Below are 23,346 nucleotides of genomic sequence, written 5' to 3'. Positions count from 1 at the left end.
GGGCCGGCTCAACCGGCCCCGGGCGCCGCCCGCCGCTCCCTGGTCCGCACCCACGCCCCCGCCCCGACCAGCAGCGCCGCCCCCAGCGCGTACACCGGCAGCCACCGCGTCGTCGTCGCCGCCAGGCAGACGTCGACCACCTGGCGGCTCTGCTCCCGCTGCGTGTACGCCAACGCGACAACGTCACGACCGGCCAGATCCCCCAGCGCGGCCTGCGTCCGCAGACTCTCGTACCGGCCCGACTCCACACACCCGTGCCGGGCACCCGGCACCGGGAACAGCCAGTCCCAGCGCTGCAGCGCCGGAGCCACCGCCAGCGCCACGCACAGACCCACGACCAGCGAGTACGCCGCCAGACTCCACCCGTAGGAGGCCCGCCGGCCCGCCACCGGCACCGGCACCCGGCCGAACGACAGCACCACCACGAGCAGCGTCACCCCGAGATAGGTGGAGAACCACTGCCACGAGCCCTGCGCGAGCGAGAACGCCAGCACCACGGCCAGCGCCGTCCCCAGCACCCCCGGATCCCCGGCCGCCCGGTCCTTGCCCGCGGCCAGCGGGCCGCGGACACCTCGACTGCTGCGCCCGCCCAATGCCCGCCCTCCCTGCCGGTCCGCCTGTCGGGCACCAGCCTCCCGCCCCCGACCGCCCCCACCCCCCGCGGCCACACCGGTACACCGCCGGACCCCACCCGCCCGGCCCAGCCCCCGCAGGGACGGGCCGGGCGGGCGCCGCGGCGGTCAGCGCTGCCAGACCGGCCGACAGCAGCGCGGCCCCGGGGCAGTCCCGGGACGGCCCCGCGCAGGGCCGATCAGCAGGACCCGGCCGGGCGGCCTCGGACCACCAGGTCGTCGCGGCCGGGCGTGGAGTCCAGCCAGACCACCCGGGAGCCCTGGTCGGCGGCGGGGTGGAGCTGGCTGCCCCGGTTGCAGGAGACCCGCACCGGGGCGCCGCCGGCGACCGGGAGCTGGTACAGCTTGGGGAACGCGGCGTTCGACCAGCCGCCGCTCGGCCGGGCGCTGCGGTGCTGGAACGTCACGACCTGGTCGGAGGCGGTGAGTTCGCTGTCCGACGGGGTGTACGGCGCACCCGCGGACAGCAGCTCGCTCACACCCGAGCCGTCCACGGCGCCGGAGCGGATGGCGCTCCCGGCGCCGGGGTCGGCCGAGGCCTGCAGCCACAGCAGCCGCCCGCCCGCGAGCAGCGGCGTCGACAGGTGCGGCGCCCTGGTGCTGCTCGGGGTGCTGACCGGGTACTGCGCGGTGACCCGCCCGTCGGCGACCGAGAACACCGTCGGCGCCTGGACCGTCGCCTCCCCGGTCGTCCAGGTCTCGATCCAGCCGAGCAGGCCGTCCTTGAAGGTGAGGAAGGAGAGGGCGTACGACGGCAGGTCGTGGCCCTCGGGCAGCGGGATCTCCACCGGCGCGGCGCCGCCCCGCGAGAGCTGGATCCGGCTGCGGCCGCTCTCGCCGTCGGTCACCACGAAGGCGATGTCCCCGCCGGATATCCGCACACTGCCGGGGGACTGCTTCGAGGACTGGAAGACGCTGCGCACCGGACCGCCGGACAGCGGCCGGGTCAGGACCTCCGTCCCCCAGGTACCGGTGGCGTCCGGCCCGATCGCCAGCCAGACGGCGGCCTTCCCGTCGGTGGCGGCCCAGCCGTGGATCCGGCCGTCCTCGGGGCTGAGCCGGGTCGGGGTGCCGGGCGCGGTGGTGGAGCCGGTGTACAGGGCGACCCCGCCCTGGCCGGCCGGGTCCTCGGCGTTGCCCATCACCCAGTGGCCGCCGCCGGCGGCCGGCCCGACCGGGGTGGAGGCGCCGCGCAGCAGCGCACGGCTGTCCGCCGCGATCCGGCCCTGCCAGCCGGCCCGGATCCCGTGCGCGTCGAACGCCGCCGCCACCGCGCGCAGTTCGGAGCGCCCGAGGCCGAGCGAGCGGCCCGCGGCGAGGACGGCGTTGCGCCCGTCGACGAAGCCGTCCAGCGGGGTGAGGTACTCGGCGAGCGCGCGGTAGACCAGCCGGTCGGCGGTGAGCGGGTCCAGGGTGCGCCGGATGTCCCACAACGCCCCGCCGAAGATGGTGGAGTTGAGGTGCACCCCGCCGCTGTCGAGGTCGAGGCCGGTGCCGAGGTAGTCGTCCACCGTGGTGCGGCGGTCGTCCAGCCGGCGCCCCGCGCACTCCTCCGGGGTGCCGGTGCGGCACAGGTCCTCGCCGAGCAGCGCGGCCCTCGGGTCGGTCATCGGCACCTTGTGGGCGGTCACCTGGACGGCGTTGCCGAAGTAGTCGGCGATTGCCTCGTTCATCGCACCGGACTGCCCGGAGTACTGCAGGTCGGCGGTGTGCTGGATGACGCCGTGGGTCATCTCGTGGCCGGCCACGTCGAGCGCCACGGCGAACTGGCGGTACCTGGCGTCGCCGTTGCCGTAGATCATCTTCCGCCCGTCCCAGGTGGCGTTCGGGAACGGCTCGCCGCCGCTGCCCACGTTCACCACGGACATGATCGGGCTGCCCTTGCCGTCCAGGCCCGCCCGGCCCAGCCGGCCGAGGTAGAAGTCGTACACGGCGGCGGCGTTGAGGTGGGCGTCGGTGGCGCCGCTGGTACCGGCGGACGCGGGGAAGTCCGGGCCGGGGGAGCCGACCGGCAGGCCGCCCTCGGGCAGCGCGCCGAACTCCGTGTAGTCCCGCCCCTCCCCGTCGTAGGTGGAGATGGTGGCGGGCCGGGTGAGGTCGACGAGCCGGTAACCCCCGTCCGGCTGCCGGGCGATGTTCACCGGCACGGTACGGCCGAGGAAGTCCGGGGCGGTCCCGGTGGCGGGCTCCGCGGCGGCCCCGGACGGCCCGGCGGCGGCCGCGGCACGGGCGGCGCCGGCGCCCTCGGCCTGGAGCGGGGAGGCGGCGTCGTGGGCGAGGGCGACCACACCCCGGGTGGCGTCCACGTAGACCTCGCGGACCAGCGGGCCCCCGGTGGCCGGGTCGGCGGCCCGCACCGTGAAGTGCTGGGCGAGCCGCCCGGTACCGCCCGGCAGGACGACCGGGCCGCGGTCCTCGGCGGTGGCCCCGGAGCGGGCCCGCGGGTCCGTGAGCGAGTCGAGCGCCAGCCGCCGCAGGGCCGCGGCGGGCACGGCGGGGGCGGTCGGCGCGGTGAGCCCGGTGAAGTACTTGCCGCCGACCGACTCCACCCGCTGCCCGGCCCCCGCACCGACGAGGCGGACCAGGTACTGCCCGCCGAGCACCGGTACACCGCCGTGGTACTGCTGGAATCTGACGGCCTGCCGGCCCTCGGCCGTGCGCTCGACCGCGAGCCCGGCCAGCTTCCCCGGGTCGATCCGGTACCGGTCGGAATGGGCCGCGAGATGGGCCAGCGCCGCCTCCACCGGACTGCCGGGCGCCGCCTCGGACAGCCCGGTCACCAACTGCGGGGCGGCGGTGCCCTCCCCGGCCACCAGGCCGGGGACGGGATCGGGTTCCGCGGCCGGGCCCGGCGGCGCGGCCAGGGCGGGGGAGGAGGCCAGGGTGAGCGCCAGCGCCAGGCTCAGGGCGGCGCCCGCGCCGAGGGCCTTGGCCGCCGGACGGGAACGGTGGTGCACTGCGGTCCTCCACGGGAATCGGCAGCGCCGAAAGCGCTGCGGGAGCAGGGATGTGACGAAGTGTCACCCGATGCTCGATCGTGGACGCCCGGCCCGTCCAGGCCACCGGGCGAAAGTGCAGCGGGGGGCCGCAACCCCTGCGCACCGGCACCCGCACCCCGTGCCCGAACGGGCACCGACCGCCCCCGGCCGCGGAAACCGCCCCCACCGGTGAACCGCCCCCGGCGCCCGCCCCGTTGCACCCCCGCCGCTGCGCCGCCCACCGCCCCGCCCCACCGCCCCGCCGCGGCCCCGCCTCCTGCTGTGGCGGGCGTCCCGGCCGCCCGAGTACGGTCGAGACGTGCCCGGTTCCCCCGCAGGACGACCCCCGAACCACCGGGCGGCCGCGACCGGACCCCGATGACCGGGCCACTGCTCGCCGTCGACCCGACGAGCGGGGACTCCCTGCTCGCCGCCTTCGGAGCCCTGGCCGTCCTGGTGGTCGTCTTCGCCGAGTCGGGCCTGCTGGTGGTGGGCTTCCTGCTCCCCGGCGACACCCTGCTCCTGCCCGCCGGAGTGCTCTGCGCCGCCGGCAGCCGGACCGGACCCCACCTGTCGCTCTGGCAGGTGATGCTCTGCGCCGCCGTCGGCGCGATCGCCGGGGCACAGCTGGGCTTCCTGCTCGGCCGCCACGGCGGCCGCCCGCTCCTGGCCCGCACCCGCAGCGGACGCCTGAAAGCCGCCGCCGCCCGCGGGGAGGCGCTGCTGCGCCGCTACGGCTACCGCAAGGCCATCGTGATCGGCCGCTTCGTACCGCTGGTCCGCACGGTGCTCAGCCCGCTGGCGGGCATGCTCGACGTGCCCACCCGCACCTTCACCCTCTGGCAGATCGTCGGCGGCGTGCTCTGGTCGCAGTCCCTGGTCCTCGCGGGCTACTGGCTGGGCGCCGCCGTCCCCGGGATCGAGCACTACCTATGGCTGCTGGTGGGAGCGGTCGTGGTGCTCTCGCTCCTCCCGCTACTGCTGCACCCACGCAAGGGGCCGCGGACCCCGCCGGACGGCGGGTGAGCGCCGCCGCCCGCACCAGGGCGGGCGGGCGGCGGCCCCTGCGGCGGGGTCCCGGCAGGTCAGGCGGAGGCGGCGGCGGCCTTCGCGCAGTCCGGGTGCCCCCAGCCGTCCGGGTTCTTGGCGATCGGGTCGCCGACGGCGTAGGAGCGCCCGCAGCGGCACGCGCCGGGGAACTTGGCCTTGGTCCGGCCGCCCGCGGAGGCGCCGCCCGGCCTGCCGCCCGAGCGGGCCCGCGGCGCCTGCCCCGCGGACCCGGCCGCGGACCCGGCCGAGCCCCTGCGGGCGGGCGGCGCGGACTGCGCGAGCAGGTCGGGCGCGGCGGAGCCGAGGGAGGTGCCCGCGGGCTGCTGGGCCACCGCCGTGTCGCTCGCCGCCCGGTCGGCGAAGGCGTTCAGCGGGTCGCCGTCCACCTGGTGCGCGGGGACGTAGACGAACTCGACGTCGCGCTCGGCCAGCAGGGCGTCGATCGCCACGATCAGGTCCTTGTTGGCGACCGGCGTCCCGGCGGCGGTCTTCCAGCCCTTGCGGCGCCAGCCGGGCAGCCACTGGGTGACCGCCTTCATCGCGTACTGGGAGTCCATCCGCACCTCCAGCGGCGTGCCCGGCCCGACCGCGCCCAGCAGCTCCTTCAGCGCGGTCAGTTCGGCGACGTTGTTGGTCGCGCGGCCCAGCGGACCGGCCTCCCAGCGCTCCGGCCGGCCGTCGGCCCCGGCGATGACCCAGGCCCAGCCGGCCGGTCCCGGGTTGCCCTTCGAAGCGCCGTCACATGCGCTGATGATGCGTTCTGCCATACGGCGATCATGCCAGCGTCCCGGGCCCGGGCGCACCGCCCTCAGGCCGGGCCCGGCCCGGACCCCGTGGGTCCGGCGGGCAGGCCGGCCCCGGCGCAGAGGACCGGACGCGGGCCCGGCGGTACCCGTATCGTCGAGAGGAAGGCCGGCGTCGCCCGATCGCGCGCACGCTCTGCCGAAAGACGGGACAGGTTCCCCGGCGACTCCGGGCGGAAGGGGCAGCGGATGGACGGCACGAGCGTGTTCTGGTGGGTGGCCGCGGGCCTCGTCGCGGTCACCGCGGTGGTGGCGGTCGTCCTGGTCGTCAAGCTGATCCGGGTCCGGCGGCTGCTGGGGGCGACCGGCATCCCGATGTCGACCAAGGTCCTGTTCTGGGCGTCGATCGCCTACCTGGTCAGCCCCGTGGACCTGCTGCCCGACCCCGTCCTGCTGGACGACATCGGCTTCCTGCTGGTGGCGCTGCGGGCGCTGGGCAAGGCCGGACTCCGGGTCGGCGCTCCCGAGGGGATCCCGCAGCCCAAGCGCTGACGGGCGCCCTGCACCGGGGTCCGCGGGCCGGCCCGGCGGGCCGGTACCGGGCCGGGTCCGCGGGCCCGCGCGGCGGCAGCGACGGGGCTCCGGCCCACTTCGCCGGCCCGTGCTGCGAGACTGGGATCATGACCCCTGACCGTCGCAGCCTCGCGCTGCCCGCCTTCTCCGAGCCCGCCGCCGACGCTTCGGTGCCCGCCCAGCCGGGCGCGCGCCGGCTGCCGCCGCTCGAACAGGGCGCCGACTTCCGCCAGCCGCCGGGCGAGAGCGTGTCCGAACCCGCCCCGGCCCGGCACCCGCTCGCGATCGGCGGCCTCACCTTCTCCGACCCGGACCGGCAGATCTGACCCGCCCCCGGCACGGCCGCCCGGCCGGGCCGGGAACCTCCGGCTTCCTGGCATGTTCGCGGCCGAAAAATTGCAGGTCAAAGCCCTTTCCATGGTCATCGGGCGGGTCTAGCATTCCGGTCACAGCAGCCCCACCACCCCCTTGACGGGCTGCTGAGCAGCCCGGCCGCGCCTCCGTACGGCCGGTGCCTCCCACGGCCGGGACCGCGGAGCGCCCCCCGTCCCCGCGGTCTCGGCCGACTGCACCCCCCGGGCCCGTCTCCAAGCCCCGCCCGCGGACCGACGCCGGGCAGAACCGCCGTTCGGCAACGGCGCCGGGCCCGTTACCGGATCGGGTGAAGATCCCCCGAGTGCCGGACACACCGGGCCGGCCACCGGCACGCTGCTGACGGGTTCGCGGGGATCGCGGGCCGGCGGCGATCGGAGGGGCGGCAGTGGCGGTGGAACAGGTCTTCGGAGGTCCCGCCCCGCCCCTGGGCACGGTGGTGCCCCGGCAGGGCGCCGGCGCGCGGCCGGGCACGGCACCGCACCACGTGGCCTGCGTCATGGACGGCAACGGCCGCTGGGCGGCGCGGCGCGACCTGCCGCGCACCTCCGGCCACCGCGCCGCCGAGGCGACGGTGATCGACGTCATCGAGACGGCCCGGTCGGCCGGCGTGCGATGGCTCAGCCTGTACGCCTTCTCCACCGAGAACTGGCACCGCCCCGGCGAGGAGGTCGACTACCTCCTGCGCCTGGTGCGCCGGGTCGTGCGCAAACACGCGCCGCTGCTGCACGCACGCGGCATCCGCTGCCGCTTCCTCGGGGGCGCCGACCCGCGGATCCCGGCCGCACTGGCCCGGGACTTCGCCGACCTGACGACGCTCACCAGCCGCAACCGGGGCATGACGCTGACCGTGGCGTTCGACCACGGCGGGCGCCGGGACATCGTCGAGGCCGCGCGCTCGCTGATCCGCAGCGGTGCGGCGCCCGAGGCCGTGGACGAGGACTGCTTCGCGGCCCATCTGCCCTTCCCCGACACCCCGGACGTGGACCTGGTCATCCGGACCTCGGGGGAGCAGCGCATCTCGAACTTCATGCTCTGGCAGGTCGCCTATGCCGAGTGGGTCTTCCCGCCGGTGCTGTGGCCCGACTTCCGCGCCACGCACTTCCTGGAGTGCCTCGACACCTATCAGCGACGCCACCGCCGGTTCGGCGCGGTGGCGTCCGACACGAACGGAGAACCCAGGCCGTGACCCAGACCACCGGCAACCACCCGGGCAGCCCGGAGCCCGCCCCCGAAACGGAGCCCGCCGCCGAAACGGGCGCGCCCACCGCCGAGCCCACCGCTGAACCCGACGCCGGGTCCGCCGCGCGGCCGGGACCGCTGTTCGGCCCCGGGACGAGGTTCCACCGGCTCTTCGACGACCCGTGCTGGGCCCTGGCCATGATCCGGGCGACCGTCCTGGAGGCCGCCCACCCGCAGATCGGCGCGGCCCTGGTCGACAGCTCCACCTTCGTCACGCACCCCTGGCGGCGGCTGACCAACACCCTGCGCAGCCTGCAGCGGATGACCGGCACGGACGAACCGGCCCGGGAGCGCGAGGCGGCCCGGCTCAACCGGATGCACGCCCGGCTGAACGGCACCGACACCGCGAACAGGCCCTACGACGCCATGGACCCGGCGGCCCGCGCGTGGGTGGTCGCCACCATGTTCGAGAGCGCCGTCACCATGTTCCGCTGGAGCGGGCGGCCACTCGACCAGGCCGCGATGGAGGAGCTGTACGCGCAGTTCCGGGCCTTCCAGGCGGTGATGGGCGACTCCGCCGGCCGGCTCCCCGAATCCCTGCGGGACTTCTGGCCGTACTACGACCGGGTGGTCGAGGAGGAGCTGGAGAACACCGAGGCGCTGCGCACGATCCTCTACCACCTCTTCGACCACCTCCCGGCGCCGCCCCTGCTGGAGGGCCTGCCCACGGTGTGGGCGGCCGGGCGCGCCCTGGCCGGGCCGACGATCGGCGTGGTCACGGTCGCCTCCCTCCCGGAGGCGTTCCGCAGGCGGGCCGGGCTGACCGAGCTCCCCGGCGCCCAGGCGCTGACCCAGAGCGCCTATCTGGCCCTGGGCGCGGCACGCCTGCTGCCGGACGGCTGGCTCACCGCCGAGAACCTCCTCGACCTGCTCTCGCTGTCACCCGACAGCGACGACCCCAGGGCCAGGACACTGGCCGCCGTGGGCGACGGGATGAAGCGGTTCGGTGCGTTCCTGCGGCTGGTCACCCCGCTGCCAAACGAGCCCGACCGCCCCGGCCCCGGCCGGTCGGCCGGGCGCACGGCGCGGGACGGCGCCCCGCAGCGCGGCGCCGAGGAGTTCTTCGACACCGTGCTGGACCAGACCGGGAACGGCTACCTGGACTGGCCCGACCTCGCGGCCATGGCCCGGGAGCTGTCCGGGCGCCTGGACCTGGACGAGCCGGAGGAGACCAGGCTCTACGCCGCCTACGCCGCGTGGTGGCGGGAGCTCCAGTCGACGCTCGACACCGACGGCGACGGCCGGATCAGCCGGCAGGAGTACGCGCAGGCGGTCCCCTCCCTCGCCGGCCCGGCCCTGATCCGGGTCGCCGAGGTGCTGTTCGACGTGACCGACGCCGACGGCAACCAGTCCATCGACGCGGACGAGTACCGCGCCCTGTTCCGCACCGGCTTCCGGCGCGAACTGCTCGACCCGGACGGGACGTACTCGCGGGCCGCCTTCGTCAAGGACTTCCTCGCCTTCATGGCGGGCCGCCGGCGCTCCACCGCCTACGACCCGCTGCTCGCCCAGGCCTGACCCCGGCGGGGCGCCCGGGTCAGGGCGCCCCGCCGTCGGAGCACGCAGGGCGCCCTGCCTACACGGACTGCGACAAGGACGGCGACGGGGTCTGGTCGGTGACGGTGAGCGAGTAGTCGACGCCGACCGAGAAGTCCCCGGACGACCCGCGGAAGACGATCTCGTGGCGGCCGGGCGCGAGCGGGTCGAGGCGCACCCAGAGGCCGCAGGAGTAGGTGAAGAAGTAGCCCGGCTTGTCGGAGACGGGGTTGCCCCGAACCGTGTTCATGGTGATCGGGGTTGCGCCCAGTTCCTCGATCGGCAGGTTCCGGCCGTCCAGGACGGCGCTGCCCTTCGCGTCGTTCATGAAGGGCAGGCAGTCCGCGGCCGGTCCGTACAGGTTGAGCACCGGGAAGGCGATCTGCGTGTTCACGGGCAGGGTGCAGGTACGGGTGACCGTCTTGCCGAAGGTGCCCGCCAACAGCCAGATGCCGTCCTTCTGCTGCTCGCCGCAGAACCGGCCGTCCGGGTCGACCACCGGGTTGCGCCCGGACTCGATCGACGCGGCCCAGCTCCACCAGCGGCCCTGGAGCTCGGCCGGGGTGAGGGCGCGCAGGTCGACGCGGGTGGGCTCGGGCGACGGTTCGGCGCTCGTCCGGGTTTCCGCGCCGGGCGCCGAGGACGTTACGGGGGTGGGGGCCACCGCGCTGGAGCAGGCGCTGACCAGGGCCAGAGCCGCGGAGAACAGCACAGGAATTCGACCGGGACGCATGATCGGGATCGTACGGGAGGCATGTCGGAGACCTCCTGGCACCTCCCCGCCGACTGTTCCGGCCCGGTGGCGGATCGGCAAGGCGCACGCTGTTCGCCAGGGCGCGCCCCGTCCGCTACGGGGTGCTGGTGAAGGAGCGGCGGTAGGAGCGGGGCGGGACGCCGCGGCGGCGCACGAACTGTTCGCGCAGGACGGCCGCGCTCCCGTACCCGACCCGGCGGGCGATCTCCTCGACCGGCAGGTCCGTGGTCTCCAGGAGCTCCTCGGCGCTGCTCAGCCGCAGGCCCCGCAGCCAGGCGTGCGGGGTGGTCCCGGTCGCGGCGGCGAAGCGGCGGGCGAAGGAGCGCTTGCTCATCACGGCGCGCCGGGCCAGGTCCGCGACGGGGAGCGGCTCGTGGAGGTGGGCGCGGGCCCAGGCCAGCACCTCGGCGAGCCGCTCGTCCTGGCAGTCCTCGGGGACGGGGGCGGCCAGGTACTGGGCCTGCCCGCCGTCGCGGTGGGACGCCAGCACCATGTCCCGGGCGACGGCGTTGGCCATCGCGGCGCCGTACTCCCGCCGCAGCAGGTGCAGGCACAGGTCGAAGCCCGCGGCGGCCCCCGCGCCCGTGGTGATCCGCCCCTCGTCGATGTACAGGGCGTCGGGTTCGACGGCGACGGCCGGGTGCCGGCGGGCCAGCAGCTCGGCGAACCGCCAGTGGGTGGTGGCCCGCCGGCCGTCGAGCAGCCCGGCGGCGGCGAGCGCGAACGTGCCGACGCAGTGGGCGGCGACCAGCGCGCCGCGCCCGTGCGCGGCCGCCAGCGCGTCGAGCACGGCGGGGGCGGGCGGAGTGCGGAATCCGGCCCACGGCAGGGCGATCACCAGGTCGGCGCCGGCCAGCCGGTCCAGGCCGTGCGCGATCGTGAGCGGCACACCGAGATCGGTGGGCACCGGCCCGGGCCGGTCGGTGCACAGGGCGAAGTCGAAGCCGGGCAGCGCCTCCCCGTGCGGGCCGAACACCTCCGCGACGATGCCGACGGCGAGCATGCCGACTCCGGGCGGGGCGTACGCGGCGACGGTCGTGAAAGGCGGCACGGGAGCAGTCTGGCACGCCTGGCACGAATCCTGCGATCAGTGGCATCAGTGCCACTCGTGGGCGGTCGGCCCGCCCGCAAGGATGGAGCCATGACAGACGCACCGCTCGGCCGCAGCGCCGTGTACCAGGTCCTGACCACCGGCTACGTGGGCTCCACCGGCCCCGGGGTCGCCGCCACCGTCTCCTACGTCTCCGACGCCGGCCGGCACGTGATCTTCGACCCGGGCATGGTCGCGGGCCCCGACCGCATCCTCGGCCCGCTCGCCGGGCTGGGGCTCGGCCCCGACGACATCACCGACGTGGTGCTCAGCCACCACCACCCGGACAACACCATGAACGTGGGCCTGTTCGGCCGCGCCCGGGTGCACGACCACAAGGTGGAGTACCTGGGCGACCAGTGGCGCAACCGGGACGCGGAGGGCTACGAGCTCACCCCGTCGCTACGGCTGATCCGCACCCCGGGGCACAGCGCCGAGGACATCACCCTGCTGGCGGGCACCGACTCGGGCGTGGTGGCGTTCGCCGGCGACCTGTGGTGGCACTCGCAGGGGCCGGCGGACGACCCGGTGGCCCCGGACCGCGAGGTACTGCGCGCCTCCCGGCTGCGGGTCCTGGCCGCCGCGGACCTGATCGTGCCCGGCCACGGCGCCCCGTTCAAGCCCGACGACACCGTGCCCCGCTAGCCCCCGCCTCAGACCGTGCCGGGGCGGCTCAGCCGGGCCAGCCGGACCAGGGCGAGCGGGTGGTTGGCGCCCCTGCGGGGGGAGGGGGAGATCCACACCGTGGCACGGGCGTGCTCCGTGCCGTACAGCGGCGCGGCGGGCGGGTTCAGCGAGTGGTGACGTGCGCTCATGTCGGCGGAGCCTTTCCCGGTCGGGGCACGGCGGCCCTCCTCGCCGGCAAACCTCTCGCCGGCAACTCCAGGGAACCGGCCCGCGGCCGCCGGATCAATGCGGGGGACTACCTACCGGCCCGGGCGAACACTGGGTGGGCCGTCCGCGAACCGGACGGGCCGGGCGGCGGAGGGCCCGCAGGTCAGAGCCCCGCCGCGCCGTCCCAGGCCTCCTGCGCGTCGGCCTCCTGCGCGTCGGCCTTCGCGAGCGCCCGCGCCGTCTCGCCGCGGCTCGTACCCAGCTTGTGGAGCACGTTCGCCACGTGGTGCTCGACGGTCCGGGGGGAGAGGAACAGGGCCTGGGCGATGTCCTGGTTGCCGGCCCCCTGCGCGAGCAGCTCCGCGACCTGCCGCTCGCGCGGCGACAGGCGCTTGCCGTAGCCGCGGCGTCCCGGCGATCCGGTGCCGCCGAGGTCGAGGTCCCGGCGGAGCTTCTGGCAGCGGGCGGTGTCGGAGGTCGCCGCCACGGCGAGGTAGACCCGCTCCGCGGCGGCGATCCGCTCGGCGGCCCGGGCCCGGTCCTGCGGGGCGAGCGCGGCGGCGATCCGCTCGTCGGCGCGGGCCGCCTCGTACGGCCGGCCGATGTCGTGCCACTGGTCCCGGGCCCGGGTGAACGCCTGCTCGGCGCCGGGCTCCCCGGCCGCGGTCAGCAGCAGGCCCCGGGCGAGGTCGAGGGCCGCCGCCACGGCGGGCGCGTCCCGGCCGGTGAGGGCGTCCGCGGCCTCCTCGGCGACGGCGCCCGCCAGGGCGTGGCCGCCGGTCGCGATGAGCGCCTCGACGGCCACCGGCAGGAGCTCGGCGGTACGGGCCCAGGCGCCGGCCTGGCGCGCGGTGGTGAGGGCGGGGCCGACCGTGGCGGCGGCCGCGACGGCGTCGCCCTCCAGCAGCTGCAGGCCCGCGAGTCCGGCCGCCGCGCGCAGGGCGGCGGTGACCTGGGACTCCCGCTGGCCGTACCGGCCGGCGATCTCGAACTCCTCGCGGGCCAGGGCCAGCCGGCCGCGCGCAGCGGCCAGGCGCCCGAGCAGCAGGGAGCGCTCGGCCCCGGCCATCGCCAGGTCGTCGAACTCCGCGCCCAGGCTGTCGAAGCGCTGCTCCAGCCCCTGCCAGTGGCCGGCCAGCATGTCCAGCCGGATCAGCGCGAGGCGGCTGTAGCACTCCAGGTACGGGATGGCCGTCTGCCGGGCCAGCCGCCGGCTCTCCGCCAGCAGGTGGGAGGCCCGGCGGTCGAAGCCGAGCTCGATGCCGATCTCACCCGCGTTGTACAGCGCCCGGGTGGTCTGGCGCATGACCTCCGGGCGCTCGGAGGCCCGGGGCAGCTCGTCCAGCCGGTCCCACACCGTCGGGTCGCCGTCCCGGGCCAGGAAGGTGAGGGAGGTGGCCCGCACCGCGGCGGCCACGTCCTCGTCCGGATGGGCCGCCAGCAGGCCCTCCGCCCGCGACAGCCAGGCCGCCGCCTGCCGGCCGGCGCCGTCGCGTTCGTCCATGGCGATCGCCACCATGGCCCGGGCCGCCCGGGCGGGGCGCTCCTCCAGCTCCTCCAGGGCGTCGCGGATCCGGTCGAACCCGGCCCGGTTGCCGCTGTGCACGGCGGTGAGGAAGCCGAGCGCGAGGCGGATCTCGCCGCGGTCGGCGACCGGGAGCCGGGGGTCGGCGATCATGCCGCTCAGGACCTGGATGCTGGCCGCCGGGTCGACGTCGTCGGCCGCGATCCGGGCCAGGGCCAGCGCGGCCCGGCCGCGCCGCTGCGGGTCGAGGCCCGGTTCGTCGAGGAGGCCGCGCAGCATCGTCCGGGCGCTGCCCGGATCGCCGAGGGCCACCGCCTGGTCCGCGGCGGCCTGGGCGAGGTCCTGCCAGGCCCGGTGGTCGCCGGTGGCCAGCGTGTGGTGGGCGATCTGGACCAGCGGCCGCGGGACGCGGGTGTCCAGGGCCTCGACCGCCCTGCGGTGCAGGACCCGGCGCTGCGGGCCGGGAACGCGCTGGTAGGCGACCTGCTGCGCCAGCACGTGGCGGAAGGCGTAGCGGTCGGGGGCGGTCTCGTGCAGGACGGCCGCGTGCAGGGCCTGCGTCAGGCCGCTCGCCCCGGTGGCGGCGTCCAGCCCGGCGACGGCCGCCAGCAGGTCCTCGTCCGCGGGGACGGCCAGGACGGCGGCCGCCGCCACCACGGCGCCGCCGCCTGCGCCGAGGCGGGCGAGCCGTTCGGTGACGGCGTCCCGCAGCCCCTGCGGCACATCGCGCCGGGCCAGGTCGGCGGCCAGGTCGGGGGCCTGGTCGCCGCCGGGCCGGCCGCCGGAGCGGCCCTCGGGCCGGGGCCGCTCGGCGATGGCGAGCAGATCCTCCTCGGCGGTCAGGGGCAGCCCCTGGCTGCGCTCGAAGAGCACCCGGGCGAGGTCGGAGGTGGCGCGCGGGCCGAGTGCGGCGCGGGCCAGCTCGTGGACGTCCGGCTCGGTCAGCGGGCCCAGCCGGATCACCGCACCGGCCACACCGGGCGGGCGCCGGTAGGCCGCGCCGAACGCCGGGGTGTCGGGCGCCATGTCCTCGGCGCGGTAGGTGACCGCCAGGGCGAGACGCGGCGGCATGTCGCGGGCCAGCTGGAGCAGCAGGTCGCGCGTCGCGTCGTCGGCCCAGTGCAGGTCCTCGATCACCAGGACCGGGTCGTCGAGCGCGCCGAGCAGCGCGCGCAGCCCCTGGGCCAGCAGATGGCGCCTGGACAGCAGGCCCTCGCCGCCGGACGGCGCGGGGGGCAGGGCCGGGGCGAGATCGGGCAGCACCCAGCGCAGCGCCCCGGTGCTGGGCGGGAGGTCCCCGGGCGGGGGCAGCAGCGCGGCGGCGTCCCGCAGCGCGTCGACCACCGGGCCGAACGGCAGCGGTTCGCGCAGCGGGTGGCAGAGGCCGGCGAGGACGGCGCGCCCCTGCCCGGCCTGGGCCGCGACGGCCTCGGCCACCAGGCGCGACTTGCCGATGCCGGCCTCGCCCTCGACGACCAGCACGGCCGGCGGGTGGGACAGCGCCTCACGGGCGCGGGCCAGTACGCCCTCGCGGCCGACGAACGCGAATCCGGCGCCGCGGGCGGCCGGCGGCTGGGGCCGGCTCATCGCCGCGGTGCCGTGGGGCGGTGGTGGCGGACGGCGGGTCCGGTCGGGGCGGGCATGACCCTATGATGCCCCTGCCCCGCGCGGGCGGGCCCGGCCGGTCGGCCCCCGCACCCCGGCGCGGCACGGACCGCGGCACGGACCGCGGCACGGACCGCGGCACGGACCGCGGCGCGGCACGGCCCCCGGCGGGGTGCGGCCGCCTTCGCGGCACGGCCCGCTCTCACCCGGGCAGGCCGGCCGGGACACCGCCCAGGACCCGCTCCGCGGGCCGCACGACGCGGCCCGGTGTCTCGACGACCTCGCAGCCCGCCCGCGCCAGCCGGGCGACGGTCGCCGCGGCGACGCGGTCGTCGAGCGAGAACACGAACGGCCCGGGGACCAGGACGACGTCGACCCACCCCTGCTCGGCCGCCGCCACCAGGTTCTCCAGGGCGGGCAGCGGACCCCTGGCGGACCGGCCGTGGTCGGCGTAGCCCTCCGGGCAGGGCAGCCCCAGCCGGGCGGCCAGCATCTCCATGGCGGTGCGCACGTACTGCGCCTCGCGGGTGTCGTACGGGTGGCACCGCAGGTACATCGCGGATCGGCGGAGCGGTCTCGCCGGCGTGCGGGCGTCGTCCATGCCGTTTCACCTGGCCTTGCTGTCGTGAAGCCGTGTGCGGGGGCCTGCCGTGGAGGTCGGTGCGACGGGAGGGCCGCGTCCGGCGCGGCCGCGGTACCGTCCGGTGCTCCGGTGGCCGCTGTGACCCGTGGGGCGCCCCAGGCAGATGGTCAAGCGGACCTCGGGAACCGCCAGGGGAACAATGCGGGGGACTACCTATCTCTCGCCCCGTACCTGTTCCCGTACCTGTTCGCAGGCCCTGCTGGGGCCCCGCCCGGCGAGGCCCCGCCCGGCCCCTACGCTGCTGCGCTGCCGCCGCCGGCGGGGGTCAGGCCAGGGCCGCTGCCAGCAGCGCGGCGGTCTCGGCGAGCAGCGGCTCGTCCACGGGCGCGGCGGCGCCGTCCCGGGTGGACAGGACCGCCATCACGATCGGCCCCCGGCCGGGCGGCCAGGCGATGCCCACGTCGTTGGCGGTGCCGTAGCGGCCGGTACCGGTCTTGTCCGCGACGGTCCAGCCCGCGGGCAGCCCCGCCCGCAGCCGGTTGCCGCCGGTGGTGTTGGCGAGCAGCCACCCGGTCAGCCGCTCGCGGTCCCGCGCCTCCAGGGCGTCCCCCAGCGCGAGCCGGGCGTAGGTCCGGCCGATCGCGCGGGGGCTGGAGGTGTCGCTCACCCGCCCCGGCTCCGCCGAGTTCAGCTCGGGCTCCCACCGGTCGAGCCGGGTCACCCCGTCCCCGAGGGAACGGCAGAAGCGGGTGACCGCCCCGGGGCCGCCGAGCTCGCGCAGCAGGAGGTTCGCCGCGGTGTTGTCGCTGTAGCCGATGGCGGCCGCGCACAGGTCCGCGACGGTCATGCCGTCGGCGAGGTTCCCGGGCAGGCCGGTGATCGGCGCGTAGCCCGAGTCCGTGAGGTCCTTCCGCGTGTACCGGATGCGCCTTGCGAGGAACTCCCCGTCCCGGTCGAGGTCCCGCAGGACGGCGGCCGCGGCGATCGTCTTGAACGTCGAGCACATCGGGAACAGCTCGTTCGCGCGGTACCGGACCGTCCTGCCGGTGCCCGCCGCCCACGCGAAGACCCCCAGGCGCGCGGAATGCGCCTGTTCGAGAGCGCGCAGCCGCCCCGCGATCCCCCCTCCCTCGTCGCCCGCCTCCTGCGCGAAGGCCGTCCCCCCGGCCGGCAGGACGACGGTGAGGGCCGTCGCGGCGACCCCGGCAAGAACCCCACGCCGACCCGGACGCGATTCCATGGCCGACTCCCTTCGCTCGTGCGGCCACCGGGCACGACGGCCGTCCCTTTGCGGGCCGTCCAGGCCCGTTCATCCCTGAGGGGGGACGCGGGATCGGCAGGCGCCCGTTCCCGCCCGCCGACCATACGGGCCCGCACAGTGATCCACCTCACACGCCGTCACGGCGGCGGGCCGGCGCCCGACGAGGCGCCGGCCACCGCGGAAGAGGAGTTGCGACGGGCCGAGCGGGCCGCGAACACTGGCGCGCGATGACTTTCCCCAGGGGGAGGGGCGTTCGCGTGGTGGGCTGTGCTGTGCCGGGGTGACGGCCGCCGGACGGGGGCGGACCGGCGTGTACCGGTCCGAGCCGGGCCCGGATCCGGCGGCGGTCGCCGTGCAGGAGTCAGTTCGCCGCCGTGGCGCCTTCGACGAGCGCCACGGTCGCGCGCGGATCGGAGACCTCGACGACCAGGCGGGCGTAGCGTTCGTCCGCCAGCTCGATGACCACGGCCTTGGCCGCGTCGTGGACGTCCCAGAAGACCCGGTCCCCGTGGATGTGGAACGTGCCGGCGGTGATGATGCCGGGGAAGTGGGTGCCGGGGGCCCGGAAGCCCTTCGACTCCCGGGAGATCCCCGGATCGGCGGTCGCACCGCGGACGTTGGCCAGGGGGATGACCAGTCGGCTCTTGAGGGCCCAGAGCTTGTCGAGCCCCTCGATCTCCACTATCAGGTTGTCGCCGTCGATACGGACGTTGGCCATGTCGGGTCCTTTGCGGTGGCTGGTTCAGTGCTGGTCGAGGCGCTGCGCAAGGGCGACGCCGGCCTGGTCGACGGCCGCGCCCGCAGCGCCGGACCTGGCCCGTAGGCGCAGCCCGAGGACTGCTGCGGTGAGCGCCGTGGCCAGGGCGGGCGCTTCTCCGCCGTCGTCCGCCCGGACCAGGGCGCCGGTGGCCCGGTCCAGGGCGGCGAAGGCTTCGGCGACCAGGTCGGCCACCTCGGTGTCCTCCGGCGCGCGTTCGGCGGCGGCCAGCAGCAGCAGGTCGAGACCCGCCCCCGGGGCCGGTGCGGCGAGGGCCTCGCGCACCGCCTCAAGCGGGCCGGCGGCTGCGGCGATGCGGTCGATCAGGGGCGCGAGGTCGTGGTCCAGGGACCATCGCAACGCGTCCAGGTAGAGCCCGCGTTTGCTGCCGAACGTCTTGTACAGGCTGTTGCGGTGCACCCCGAGGTGGGTGACCAGGTCGTCGATGGAGATGCCGTCGTAAGTCCGGCCGGCGAACAGCTCCGCCGCCGACCGAATCACTTCGGCCTCGTCAAATCCTCTTGGTCGTCCCATGGGATGACCGTACGCAGTTGAGGAACGATCAGTCAAGAACAATCGTTCCTAAACTGCGCCGCCCGGGCCGGGCAGCCGGGCAGCCGGGCAGCCGGGCAGCCGAGGGCCGGGCAGGGCCTAGCCGGGGATGTGGATCAGGAAGCCCCAGGCCTGCTGTTCGTCGTGGACGTCCAGCGGGCGCAGCGCGATCCGCTGCGGGGCGATGTCCAGCACGCTGAGGTCGAGGGCCAGCTCGGTGCCCCCGACCGGCCCTCCGGGAACGACCACGTGGAAGCGGAAGATGTCCGGGTGCCCCGCCGGGCGAAGCTCCCACTCCCGGGGTTCGGGCGAGCCGACCACCTCGGAGTTCTCCTTCGGGTCGCCCTCGTAGCCCGCGTAGGAGCGGTGCCGCTGGTTGCGGAGCACGACGTTGCCGTTGTCCAGCTCCTCCACCTCCCACGACTGCGCCTCCAGTTCGCCCTCGGTGGGCGGGAGGAGGACCACGTTCTCCGCCGGCCCCGGAAGGCTGAGCAGCTGCTCGTCGGGCTTGTTGATGCCGTAGGTGCCGCTCGGTACGAGTGCCATGGGCGGGACTCCCTCGTTCGTGCGGCGCCGCACGGCACCGCGGACCGATACCGCAGAGCGATGAACGGGACGATTCAACCCGCGGAGGACCGGATGCATACGGACCGACACGGAGCGCCACGGAGCGCCACCTCATCGGACCGCGGGGCGCCGCCCCCGCCCGCGGCAGACCGCGGCTGACCTGCGGCGTCCGAGCGGGCTGCGTCGGGCGGTCCCCGGCGGGGCCGCGTCGAGGGCGCGACTTTCGGACGATTCGGCCCCGGGCGCAGGGCCCCAGCCGCCCACCGGGTGCGGTCCCGCCCCAGGATCCGCCCGCCGCGGGGCGAACGTGCCTGCCTGGCGGCGGCGCCGGTGGGTTTTCCGCCGTCATATGCACCGGGGTGCGGGGAGTTCCTATATTCGGGCCCCGGACACCCCGTGCGGCCGGTCCGGCGATCGCCTGCGGGCCGGTACGCCACTTCGACACCGAGGGCGGAGAACTGTGAACAGCCAGACCAGGAACAGGGTCGCCGGAAGTCTTCTGACGGTGGTCGCGGCCGCCGCGTCCATCACGGTGGCCGCTCCGGCCGCCCAGGCCCGGAGCGCCTCGCCGACCGTCTTCCAGGGCATCAACTGCAGCACCGGGACCTTCGGCAGCGACGGCAACCAGCAGTACTTCAACATCTCCTGCTCGGCCACCGGCACCACCAAGTGGTGGGTCAACGTCAGCTGCTCGAACGGGACCACGCGGACGGCCGGCCCCTACACGACCTTCCAGAACGTGCGCGTCTACTGCCCGCCGAACACCCTGGCCCAGCAGGGGTGGGTCTCCTACAGCTGACCGGCCCCGGCGTCCCCGGCGCCCGTGACGGCGGCCCGGCGCGCACCCGTCGGGGTGCGCCCGGGCCGTGCGCCGCCCCTGCCCTGCCCTGGCCCCGCCCGGCCCGGCCCGGCCCGGCTCTCCCCGGCGCCCCGGGCCCCGGCCCTGCGGCCGCCCTCGGCCGTTTCGCCGCGGTGCCGCGCCCGGGTGCACCCGGGCCGCAGCGGCCGCCCGGCGAACGCCGCGCCCGTGCCCCGGCCGCAGCCGGCCGTCCCGGCGCCCCGGGCCCCGGCGCCCGCCGCCGTGGTGGCGTCGTCGGCGGCGGTCCCGCGGGGCCGTTTGCGCATGAATGCTTCACCCGTTGTATCGTCGTGGACGGTGCCGGACCGTGACAGCGGACAGTCACCGGAGCATCAACGGATCTTCTGCCACCGGGGCCCGACCCGTGCCCGGGTCGACGCGCCACGGGCAGTGGCGCGGCTCGCGCGCGACGGCGGGGCCCGGCGCCGTGGCACCGATCACGGCGAGGGGTTCCGACGATCCGTCGGCACGGTCGGCAGGCCTGCCGACCTTCTTCGGTGCGGACCGGCTGGAGGGTCCCGGCACCGGCAGGCCCGCCCGCGCCACCGCGGCCCGGCGGGGGAGCGGCAGGCGAGCGACCGGGGCGAGGGGAAGGCCGGAGCCCTCCTCCACACGGCCGCCACGCTCCGGCGACGCCGTCCATCGGACGTCTTCGCCGGACACACGGCACGCACGACCGCCTCGGCAGCGGGCGCGGGTGCCGGCGCCTGACATCATCATCCCGCACAGCGGACGCTGCGGCCGGGGAACGCTCCACCCATCGCGGACACCACCGGGCGCACCGCAAACACGACACGGCTCTACACCCACGAGGACAGGGAACCACCACCTGTGGCAACCGATTACGACGCCCCCCGCAAGACCGACTCCGATGAGGGGTCGCACGACAGCATCGAGGAGCTGAAGGCCCGACGCACCGACACCTCGTCCTCCAGCATCGACGCCGTCGACCAGCTCGAGTCGGCCGACGGCGTGCAGCTGCCGGGTGCCGATCTCTCCGGCGAGGAACTCACCGTCACCGTCCAGCCGATGCAGGCCGACGAGTTCACCTGCACCCGCTGCTTCCTGGTCCACCACCGAAGCCGGCTCGCGCGCGCGGACAAGAGCGGGCCCGTCTGCCGCGACTGCGACTGACCGGACGCACACCCGGACACACACCCGGGGCGGCGCCGGTGGCCGGTGCCGCCCCGGGTCCGTTCCACCCGGCACCGCCCGGCACCGCCCGGCACCGCCCGGGACGGGCCCGGCCCGGCACGAACCGGCCCGGCACCGCCGGCCGCGCCGCGGGCGCGGCCCGTACCACCGGTGACCCCCCTGCGGGATACGTCCGTTGACGTATCTTCCGCCGAGATCACCCGCGAACGTTGACCGTGGTGCCTCCCCACGATTGGCTCTCCTGGAGCCCGTCGCCGGGAGGGAGCCCGGCCGGGCGATCCCAGGGGAAGGACGGACCTCATGGCACGCACCCGTACCACCGGCAACCGGTGGTCGGTCGGCGGCGGCATCCTCGCGGCGACCGCCGTACTCGTCGCGACCGCCGCGCCCGCCCAGGCCGGCCCGGCACCGCGCGGCACCGTCCAGATCAGCGTCGGAGTGAACGGCGCCGCGCCGGACAGCCAGTCATGGAGCCAGGCGGTCAGCGCCGACGGCCGCTACGCCCTGTTCACCTCGTGGGCCACGAACCTGGTGTCCCAGCCCGCGAAGAGCGCCCGCGACGCCTACGTCCGCGACCTCAGGACCGGCCGCACCGAGCGGGTCAACCTGTCCGACGACGGCAACGCGCTGGACGGCTTCACCGACTACGTCGCGATCAACGCCGACGGCCGCTACGTCGCCTTCGACAGCGACGCCGCTGACGTGGTGCCCGGCAAGCAGGTCCAGGGGCGCGATGAGGTGTACGTCCGCGACCGGAGGACCGGCCGCACCGAGCTGGTCAGCGGGGGGCTCACCAGCACCGACACCGACCGGTTCCACGCCTCGTACGCGCCCTCGATCAGCGCGGACGGCCGCTACGTGGCCTTCACCTCCAGCCGGACCGACCTCGTCCCGGGCCTCCAGGGCGGCGAGCCCTCGCTGGCCAGGCCCTACACCTGGGACTACAACATCTACGTGACCGACCGCTGGAGCGGGAGGACCCGCCTGGTGACCCGCGGCGTGGACGGCGGGCCCGGCGACGGCATGTCCCTCAACCCGACGATCAGCGCGGACGGCCGCACCGTCGGCTTCACCTCCCTGGCCGGCAACCTGCTGCCCGCCGGGCAGACCCCCGCCGCCCCGGCCGCCACGGGCGCCGCCCCCGCCGACGTGGAGCCGGCCCCGGGCACCGCCCCGGCCGAGCCCCGCGGCGCCCGGGAGGGCGCGGCCCGGGCGGACCTGGCCCGGCCGACGAGCGGCGCCTACTACACCTACGACGTGGGGTCCGGCCGCATCTCCGCCGCGAGCCTCGACCTCGACGGCAACCTCGGCTACGCGGGCTTCGACGCGACGATCAGCCCCGACGGGCGGCGCGCGGTCTACACCCTGCCCGAGCCCGGCGGATCGACCCACGGCCACCGGTACCACACCGTGCTGTACGTCCGGGACCTCGGCAAGGGCACCGTGACGAAGATCAGCGGGGGCCTGCCCGGCACCGCCTCGGTCGGCTCCTCCGACCACGGCCGGATCACCGCCGACAACCGCTGGGTCTACTTCTCCTCCGCCGCCGACAACCTGGTGGCGGGCCCGCAGCACCCGGACGGGGACTGGGACGTCTACCGCCACGACCTGCGCACCGGCCGTACCGAGCGGGTCGCCACCGCGCCGGACGGCTCGCTCGGCAACGGGTCCTCGATCGCCCCGGCCGTGGACGCCCGCGGCCGGACGGTGGTGTTCGGCTCGACCAGCGGCAACCTGACCGCCGGCACCGGCGGCCCCGCGACCGCCGACAACCAGGTCTTCGCCCGCACCACCGGGCACCACGGCGACGAGGACGGTGACGGCGACGACCAGGGCCAGGACCAGGGCCGGTACGGCGAGGACTGACCGGTAGCCGCCGCGGGCACGCGTCGGCCGGGCGGGAGCCGGATGGCTCCGCCCGGCCGGTGTGCCGCGCCGGTCAGCTGGTGCCGCAGGGCGGGCAGGGCGCGCAGCGCTGGATCTGGACGTCGTCGACGACCGGCCCGTAGGCGCTGTTGGCCGTGGTGCTGGTGAAGCCGATCGAGGTGGCCGAGCCGGTGGCCTGGAAGGTGAACTGCCGGCCGACGTATCCCATGTTCGTGAACGACTTGCCGGTGGTGTTGAAGGAGAAGTCCTGGAAGTTCTGCCCGTCGATGAGGGCGCTTCCGGTCTTGAGGGCCGGGGCGCCCGCGGGGTTTCCGGCCAGGGCATAGGTGACGGTGTAGGTCGCGCCGGGGACGGTGGAGAAGGTCTGGGCCACCGCGCCGGAGTTGGAGCCGTTGAGGTCGACGGACTGGTCGCCCTCCGCGGCCTGCCAGAAGCCGGCGCCGATCAGGTCGACGCTTCCCGCGGTCACCCGCCACGGTCCGATGGTCTGCCCCGCGGCCAGGGGGGTGAAGCCGTTGGCCGCCGCCCTCGGGTACTCGAAGCTGCCGTCGTCGAAGCGGCTGACGGTCTGCGCCGAGGCGGTGGTGGCGGCACTGGCGAGCAGGACAGAGGTGGCGGCGATGACACAGGCGCGCATGGCAAGCACGGTTTCCCCTCCCGAACGGGTGGCATCACACCGAAACGGTGTGTCCACAAATAAGATAGGGAGGTTCAGGGGTCGGAAAAAGCCCCCGAAAGAAAGACATTTAATCCCACCTAATGCCCTGCTCTTGGATTCCTCGAAATATCCA

22 protein-coding genes are annotated in these 23,346 nt (G+C 75.9%); 9 read left to right on the top strand and 13 right to left on the bottom strand.

What is annotated here, in order from left to right; genetic code table 11:
* Positions 1-8: 8 nt before the first annotated feature.
* Together ACIGZJ_RS17880 and ACIGZJ_RS17875 are read right to left on the bottom strand one after the other, a co-directional pair.
* Positions 9-593 (bottom strand): hypothetical protein, encoded by a 585-nt coding sequence (locus ACIGZJ_RS17880; RefSeq protein WP_392935304.1) that lies wholly within the window; start codon positions 591-593, stop codon positions 9-11.
* Between the two features lie 218 nt (positions 594-811).
* A complete protein-coding gene (locus tag ACIGZJ_RS17875; protein ID WP_396458082.1) occupies positions 812-3,589 on the bottom strand; it encodes a M4 family metallopeptidase in 2,778 nt (925 codons plus the stop codon).
* A gap of 399 nt (positions 3,590-3,988) precedes the next feature.
* Here ACIGZJ_RS17875 and ACIGZJ_RS17870 point away from each other — a divergent pair, with 399 nt between their 5' ends.
* The gene (locus ACIGZJ_RS17870) at positions 3,989-4,636 is read left to right on the top strand and encodes a DedA family protein (RefSeq protein WP_396458081.1); all 648 of its coding nucleotides are present in this window, start codon (positions 3,989-3,991) and stop codon (positions 4,634-4,636) included.
* 59 nt (positions 4,637-4,695) lie between these two features.
* On the opposite strand, the gene ACIGZJ_RS17865 is transcribed toward ACIGZJ_RS17870, so the two are convergent.
* The gene (locus ACIGZJ_RS17865) at positions 4,696-5,427 is read right to left on the bottom strand and encodes a ribonuclease H (protein ID WP_396458080.1); all 732 of its coding nucleotides are present in this window, start codon (positions 5,425-5,427) and stop codon (positions 4,696-4,698) included.
* Positions 5,428-5,652: 225 nt separating this feature from the next.
* Between ACIGZJ_RS17865 and ACIGZJ_RS17860 the strand changes: the two genes are divergently transcribed.
* The 4 genes from ACIGZJ_RS17860 (at position 5,653) to ACIGZJ_RS17845 (ending at position 9,108) form a co-directional block, all read left to right on the top strand.
* On the top strand, positions 5,653-5,955 hold the full coding sequence (locus tag ACIGZJ_RS17860; RefSeq protein ID WP_392935313.1) for a YkvA family protein: 303 nt from the start codon (positions 5,653-5,655) through the stop codon (positions 5,953-5,955).
* Between the two features lie 128 nt (positions 5,956-6,083).
* Positions 6,084-6,302, top strand: coding sequence for a hypothetical protein (locus ACIGZJ_RS17855; protein ID WP_396458079.1), 219 nt, complete (start codon positions 6,084-6,086; stop codon positions 6,300-6,302).
* 545 nt (positions 6,303-6,847) lie between these two features.
* Positions 6,848-7,537 (top strand): polyprenyl diphosphate synthase, encoded by a 690-nt coding sequence (gene uppS, locus ACIGZJ_RS17850; RefSeq protein WP_396458182.1) that lies wholly within the window; start codon positions 6,848-6,850, stop codon positions 7,535-7,537.
* A 131-nt stretch (positions 7,538-7,668) separates the two neighbouring features.
* On the top strand, positions 7,669-9,108 hold the full coding sequence (locus ACIGZJ_RS17845) for an oxygenase MpaB family protein (RefSeq protein ID WP_396458181.1): 1,440 nt from the start codon (positions 7,669-7,671) through the stop codon (positions 9,106-9,108).
* A gap of 58 nt (positions 9,109-9,166) precedes the next feature.
* Here ACIGZJ_RS17845 and ACIGZJ_RS17840 read toward each other — a convergent pair whose 3' ends face one another.
* Entirely contained in the window at positions 9,167-9,859 is a 693-nt protein-coding gene (locus tag ACIGZJ_RS17840; protein ID WP_396458078.1) for a signal protein, read from the bottom strand.
* A gap of 115 nt (positions 9,860-9,974) precedes the next feature.
* Complete coding sequence (locus ACIGZJ_RS17835; RefSeq protein ID WP_396458180.1) at positions 9,975-10,883, bottom strand: GlxA family transcriptional regulator; 909 nt, start codon at positions 10,881-10,883, stop codon at positions 9,975-9,977.
* A 138-nt stretch (positions 10,884-11,021) separates the two neighbouring features.
* Here ACIGZJ_RS17835 and ACIGZJ_RS17830 point away from each other — a divergent pair, with 138 nt between their 5' ends.
* Positions 11,022-11,615, top strand: coding sequence for an MBL fold metallo-hydrolase (locus ACIGZJ_RS17830; RefSeq protein ID WP_396458077.1), 594 nt, complete (start codon positions 11,022-11,024; stop codon positions 11,613-11,615).
* Between the two features lie 8 nt (positions 11,616-11,623).
* Here ACIGZJ_RS17830 and ACIGZJ_RS17825 read toward each other — a convergent pair whose 3' ends face one another.
* From ACIGZJ_RS17825 to ACIGZJ_RS17795, 7 genes are all read right to left on the bottom strand, one after another.
* Positions 11,624-11,785 (bottom strand): hypothetical protein, encoded by a 162-nt coding sequence (locus ACIGZJ_RS17825; protein WP_392935321.1) that lies wholly within the window; start codon positions 11,783-11,785, stop codon positions 11,624-11,626.
* A 182-nt stretch (positions 11,786-11,967) separates the two neighbouring features.
* Positions 11,968-14,916: an ATP-binding protein gene (locus tag ACIGZJ_RS17820; RefSeq protein ID WP_396458076.1), complete on the bottom strand. Its 2,949-nt coding sequence runs from the start codon at positions 14,914-14,916 to the stop codon at positions 11,968-11,970.
* A 220-nt stretch (positions 14,917-15,136) separates the two neighbouring features.
* Positions 15,137-15,535 carry a hypothetical protein gene (locus tag ACIGZJ_RS17815; protein WP_396458075.1) on the bottom strand — a complete coding sequence of 133 codons (399 nt, stop codon included), beginning with the start codon at positions 15,533-15,535 and terminating at the stop codon, positions 15,137-15,139.
* 307 nt (positions 15,536-15,842) lie between these two features.
* Positions 15,843-16,757, bottom strand: a complete 915-nt coding sequence (gene bla / locus ACIGZJ_RS17810) for a class A beta-lactamase (RefSeq protein ID WP_396458074.1) — start codon at positions 16,755-16,757, stop codon at positions 15,843-15,845.
* Between the two features lie 382 nt (positions 16,758-17,139).
* The gene (locus tag ACIGZJ_RS17805; RefSeq protein ID WP_396458073.1) at positions 17,140-17,496 is read right to left on the bottom strand and encodes a hypothetical protein; all 357 of its coding nucleotides are present in this window, start codon (positions 17,494-17,496) and stop codon (positions 17,140-17,142) included.
* A gap of 24 nt (positions 17,497-17,520) precedes the next feature.
* Entirely contained in the window at positions 17,521-18,069 is a 549-nt protein-coding gene (locus ACIGZJ_RS17800) for a TetR/AcrR family transcriptional regulator (protein WP_396458072.1), read from the bottom strand.
* A gap of 117 nt (positions 18,070-18,186) precedes the next feature.
* On the bottom strand, positions 18,187-18,633 hold the full coding sequence (locus tag ACIGZJ_RS17795) for a hypothetical protein (protein ID WP_396458071.1): 447 nt from the start codon (positions 18,631-18,633) through the stop codon (positions 18,187-18,189).
* A 481-nt stretch (positions 18,634-19,114) separates the two neighbouring features.
* Here ACIGZJ_RS17795 and ACIGZJ_RS17790 point away from each other — a divergent pair, with 481 nt between their 5' ends.
* From ACIGZJ_RS17790 to ACIGZJ_RS17780, 3 genes are all read left to right on the top strand, one after another.
* Entirely contained in the window at positions 19,115-19,453 is a 339-nt protein-coding gene (locus tag ACIGZJ_RS17790) for a hypothetical protein (RefSeq protein ID WP_396458070.1), read from the top strand.
* Between the two features lie 891 nt (positions 19,454-20,344).
* Positions 20,345-20,647, top strand: coding sequence for a DUF4193 domain-containing protein (locus tag ACIGZJ_RS17785; RefSeq protein WP_392935340.1), 303 nt, complete (start codon positions 20,345-20,347; stop codon positions 20,645-20,647).
* A gap of 321 nt (positions 20,648-20,968) precedes the next feature.
* Positions 20,969-22,534, top strand: coding sequence for a TolB family protein (locus ACIGZJ_RS17780; RefSeq protein WP_396458069.1), 1,566 nt, complete (start codon positions 20,969-20,971; stop codon positions 22,532-22,534).
* 73 nt (positions 22,535-22,607) lie between these two features.
* Here ACIGZJ_RS17780 and ACIGZJ_RS17775 read toward each other — a convergent pair whose 3' ends face one another.
* Positions 22,608-23,192: a choice-of-anchor C family protein gene (locus ACIGZJ_RS17775; protein WP_396458068.1), complete on the bottom strand. Its 585-nt coding sequence runs from the start codon at positions 23,190-23,192 to the stop codon at positions 22,608-22,610.
* Between the last annotated feature and the right edge of the window lie 154 nt (positions 23,193-23,346).

Source organism: Kitasatospora sp. NPDC052868, from assembly GCF_044547105.1.
Classification (GTDB): domain Bacteria; phylum Actinomycetota; class Actinomycetes; order Streptomycetales; family Streptomycetaceae; genus Kitasatospora.
The sequence above is the reverse complement of the archived record's forward strand: the minus strand, read 5'-3'. Positions and strand labels throughout refer to the sequence as shown.

Excerpts from the sequence above, each read along its gene's own strand:
- ACIGZJ_RS17800 (WP_396458072.1), bottom strand. The coding sequence starts at position 18,069 with ATGGGACGACCAAGAGGATTTGACGAGGCCGAAGTGATTCGGTCGGCG.
- ACIGZJ_RS17825 (WP_392935321.1), bottom strand. The coding sequence starts at position 11,785 with ATGAGCGCACGTCACCACTCGCTGAACCCGCCCGCCGCGCCGCTGTAC.
- uppS (WP_396458182.1), top strand. The coding sequence starts at position 6,848 with ATGGACGGCAACGGCCGCTGGGCGGCGCGGCGCGACCTGCCGCGCACC.
- ACIGZJ_RS17840 (WP_396458078.1), bottom strand. The coding sequence starts at position 9,859 with ATGCGTCCCGGTCGAATTCCTGTGCTGTTCTCCGCGGCTCTGGCCCTG.
- ACIGZJ_RS17835 (WP_396458180.1), bottom strand. The coding sequence starts at position 10,883 with ATGCTCGCCGTCGGCATCGTCGCGGAGGTGTTCGGCCCGCACGGGGAG.
- ACIGZJ_RS17870 (WP_396458081.1), top strand. The coding sequence starts at position 3,989 with ATGACCGGGCCACTGCTCGCCGTCGACCCGACGAGCGGGGACTCCCTG.
- ACIGZJ_RS17780 (WP_396458069.1), top strand. The coding sequence starts at position 20,969 with ATGGCACGCACCCGTACCACCGGCAACCGGTGGTCGGTCGGCGGCGGC.
- ACIGZJ_RS17830 (WP_396458077.1), top strand. The coding sequence starts at position 11,022 with ATGACAGACGCACCGCTCGGCCGCAGCGCCGTGTACCAGGTCCTGACC.
- ACIGZJ_RS17805 (WP_396458073.1), bottom strand. The coding sequence starts at position 17,496 with ATGGCCAACGTCCGTATCGACGGCGACAACCTGATAGTGGAGATCGAG.
- ACIGZJ_RS17865 (WP_396458080.1), bottom strand. The coding sequence starts at position 5,427 with ATGGCAGAACGCATCATCAGCGCATGTGACGGCGCTTCGAAGGGCAAC.
- ACIGZJ_RS17795 (WP_396458071.1), bottom strand. The coding sequence starts at position 18,633 with ATGGCACTCGTACCGAGCGGCACCTACGGCATCAACAAGCCCGACGAG.
- bla (WP_396458074.1), bottom strand. The coding sequence starts at position 16,757 with ATGGAATCGCGTCCGGGTCGGCGTGGGGTTCTTGCCGGGGTCGCCGCG.
- ACIGZJ_RS17820 (WP_396458076.1), bottom strand. The coding sequence starts at position 14,916 with ATGAGCCGGCCCCAGCCGCCGGCCGCCCGCGGCGCCGGATTCGCGTTC.
- ACIGZJ_RS17855 (WP_396458079.1), top strand. The coding sequence starts at position 6,084 with ATGACCCCTGACCGTCGCAGCCTCGCGCTGCCCGCCTTCTCCGAGCCC.
- ACIGZJ_RS17815 (WP_396458075.1), bottom strand. The coding sequence starts at position 15,535 with ATGGACGACGCCCGCACGCCGGCGAGACCGCTCCGCCGATCCGCGATG.
- ACIGZJ_RS17860 (WP_392935313.1), top strand. The coding sequence starts at position 5,653 with ATGGACGGCACGAGCGTGTTCTGGTGGGTGGCCGCGGGCCTCGTCGCG.
- ACIGZJ_RS17775 (WP_396458068.1), bottom strand. The coding sequence starts at position 23,192 with ATGCGCGCCTGTGTCATCGCCGCCACCTCTGTCCTGCTCGCCAGTGCC.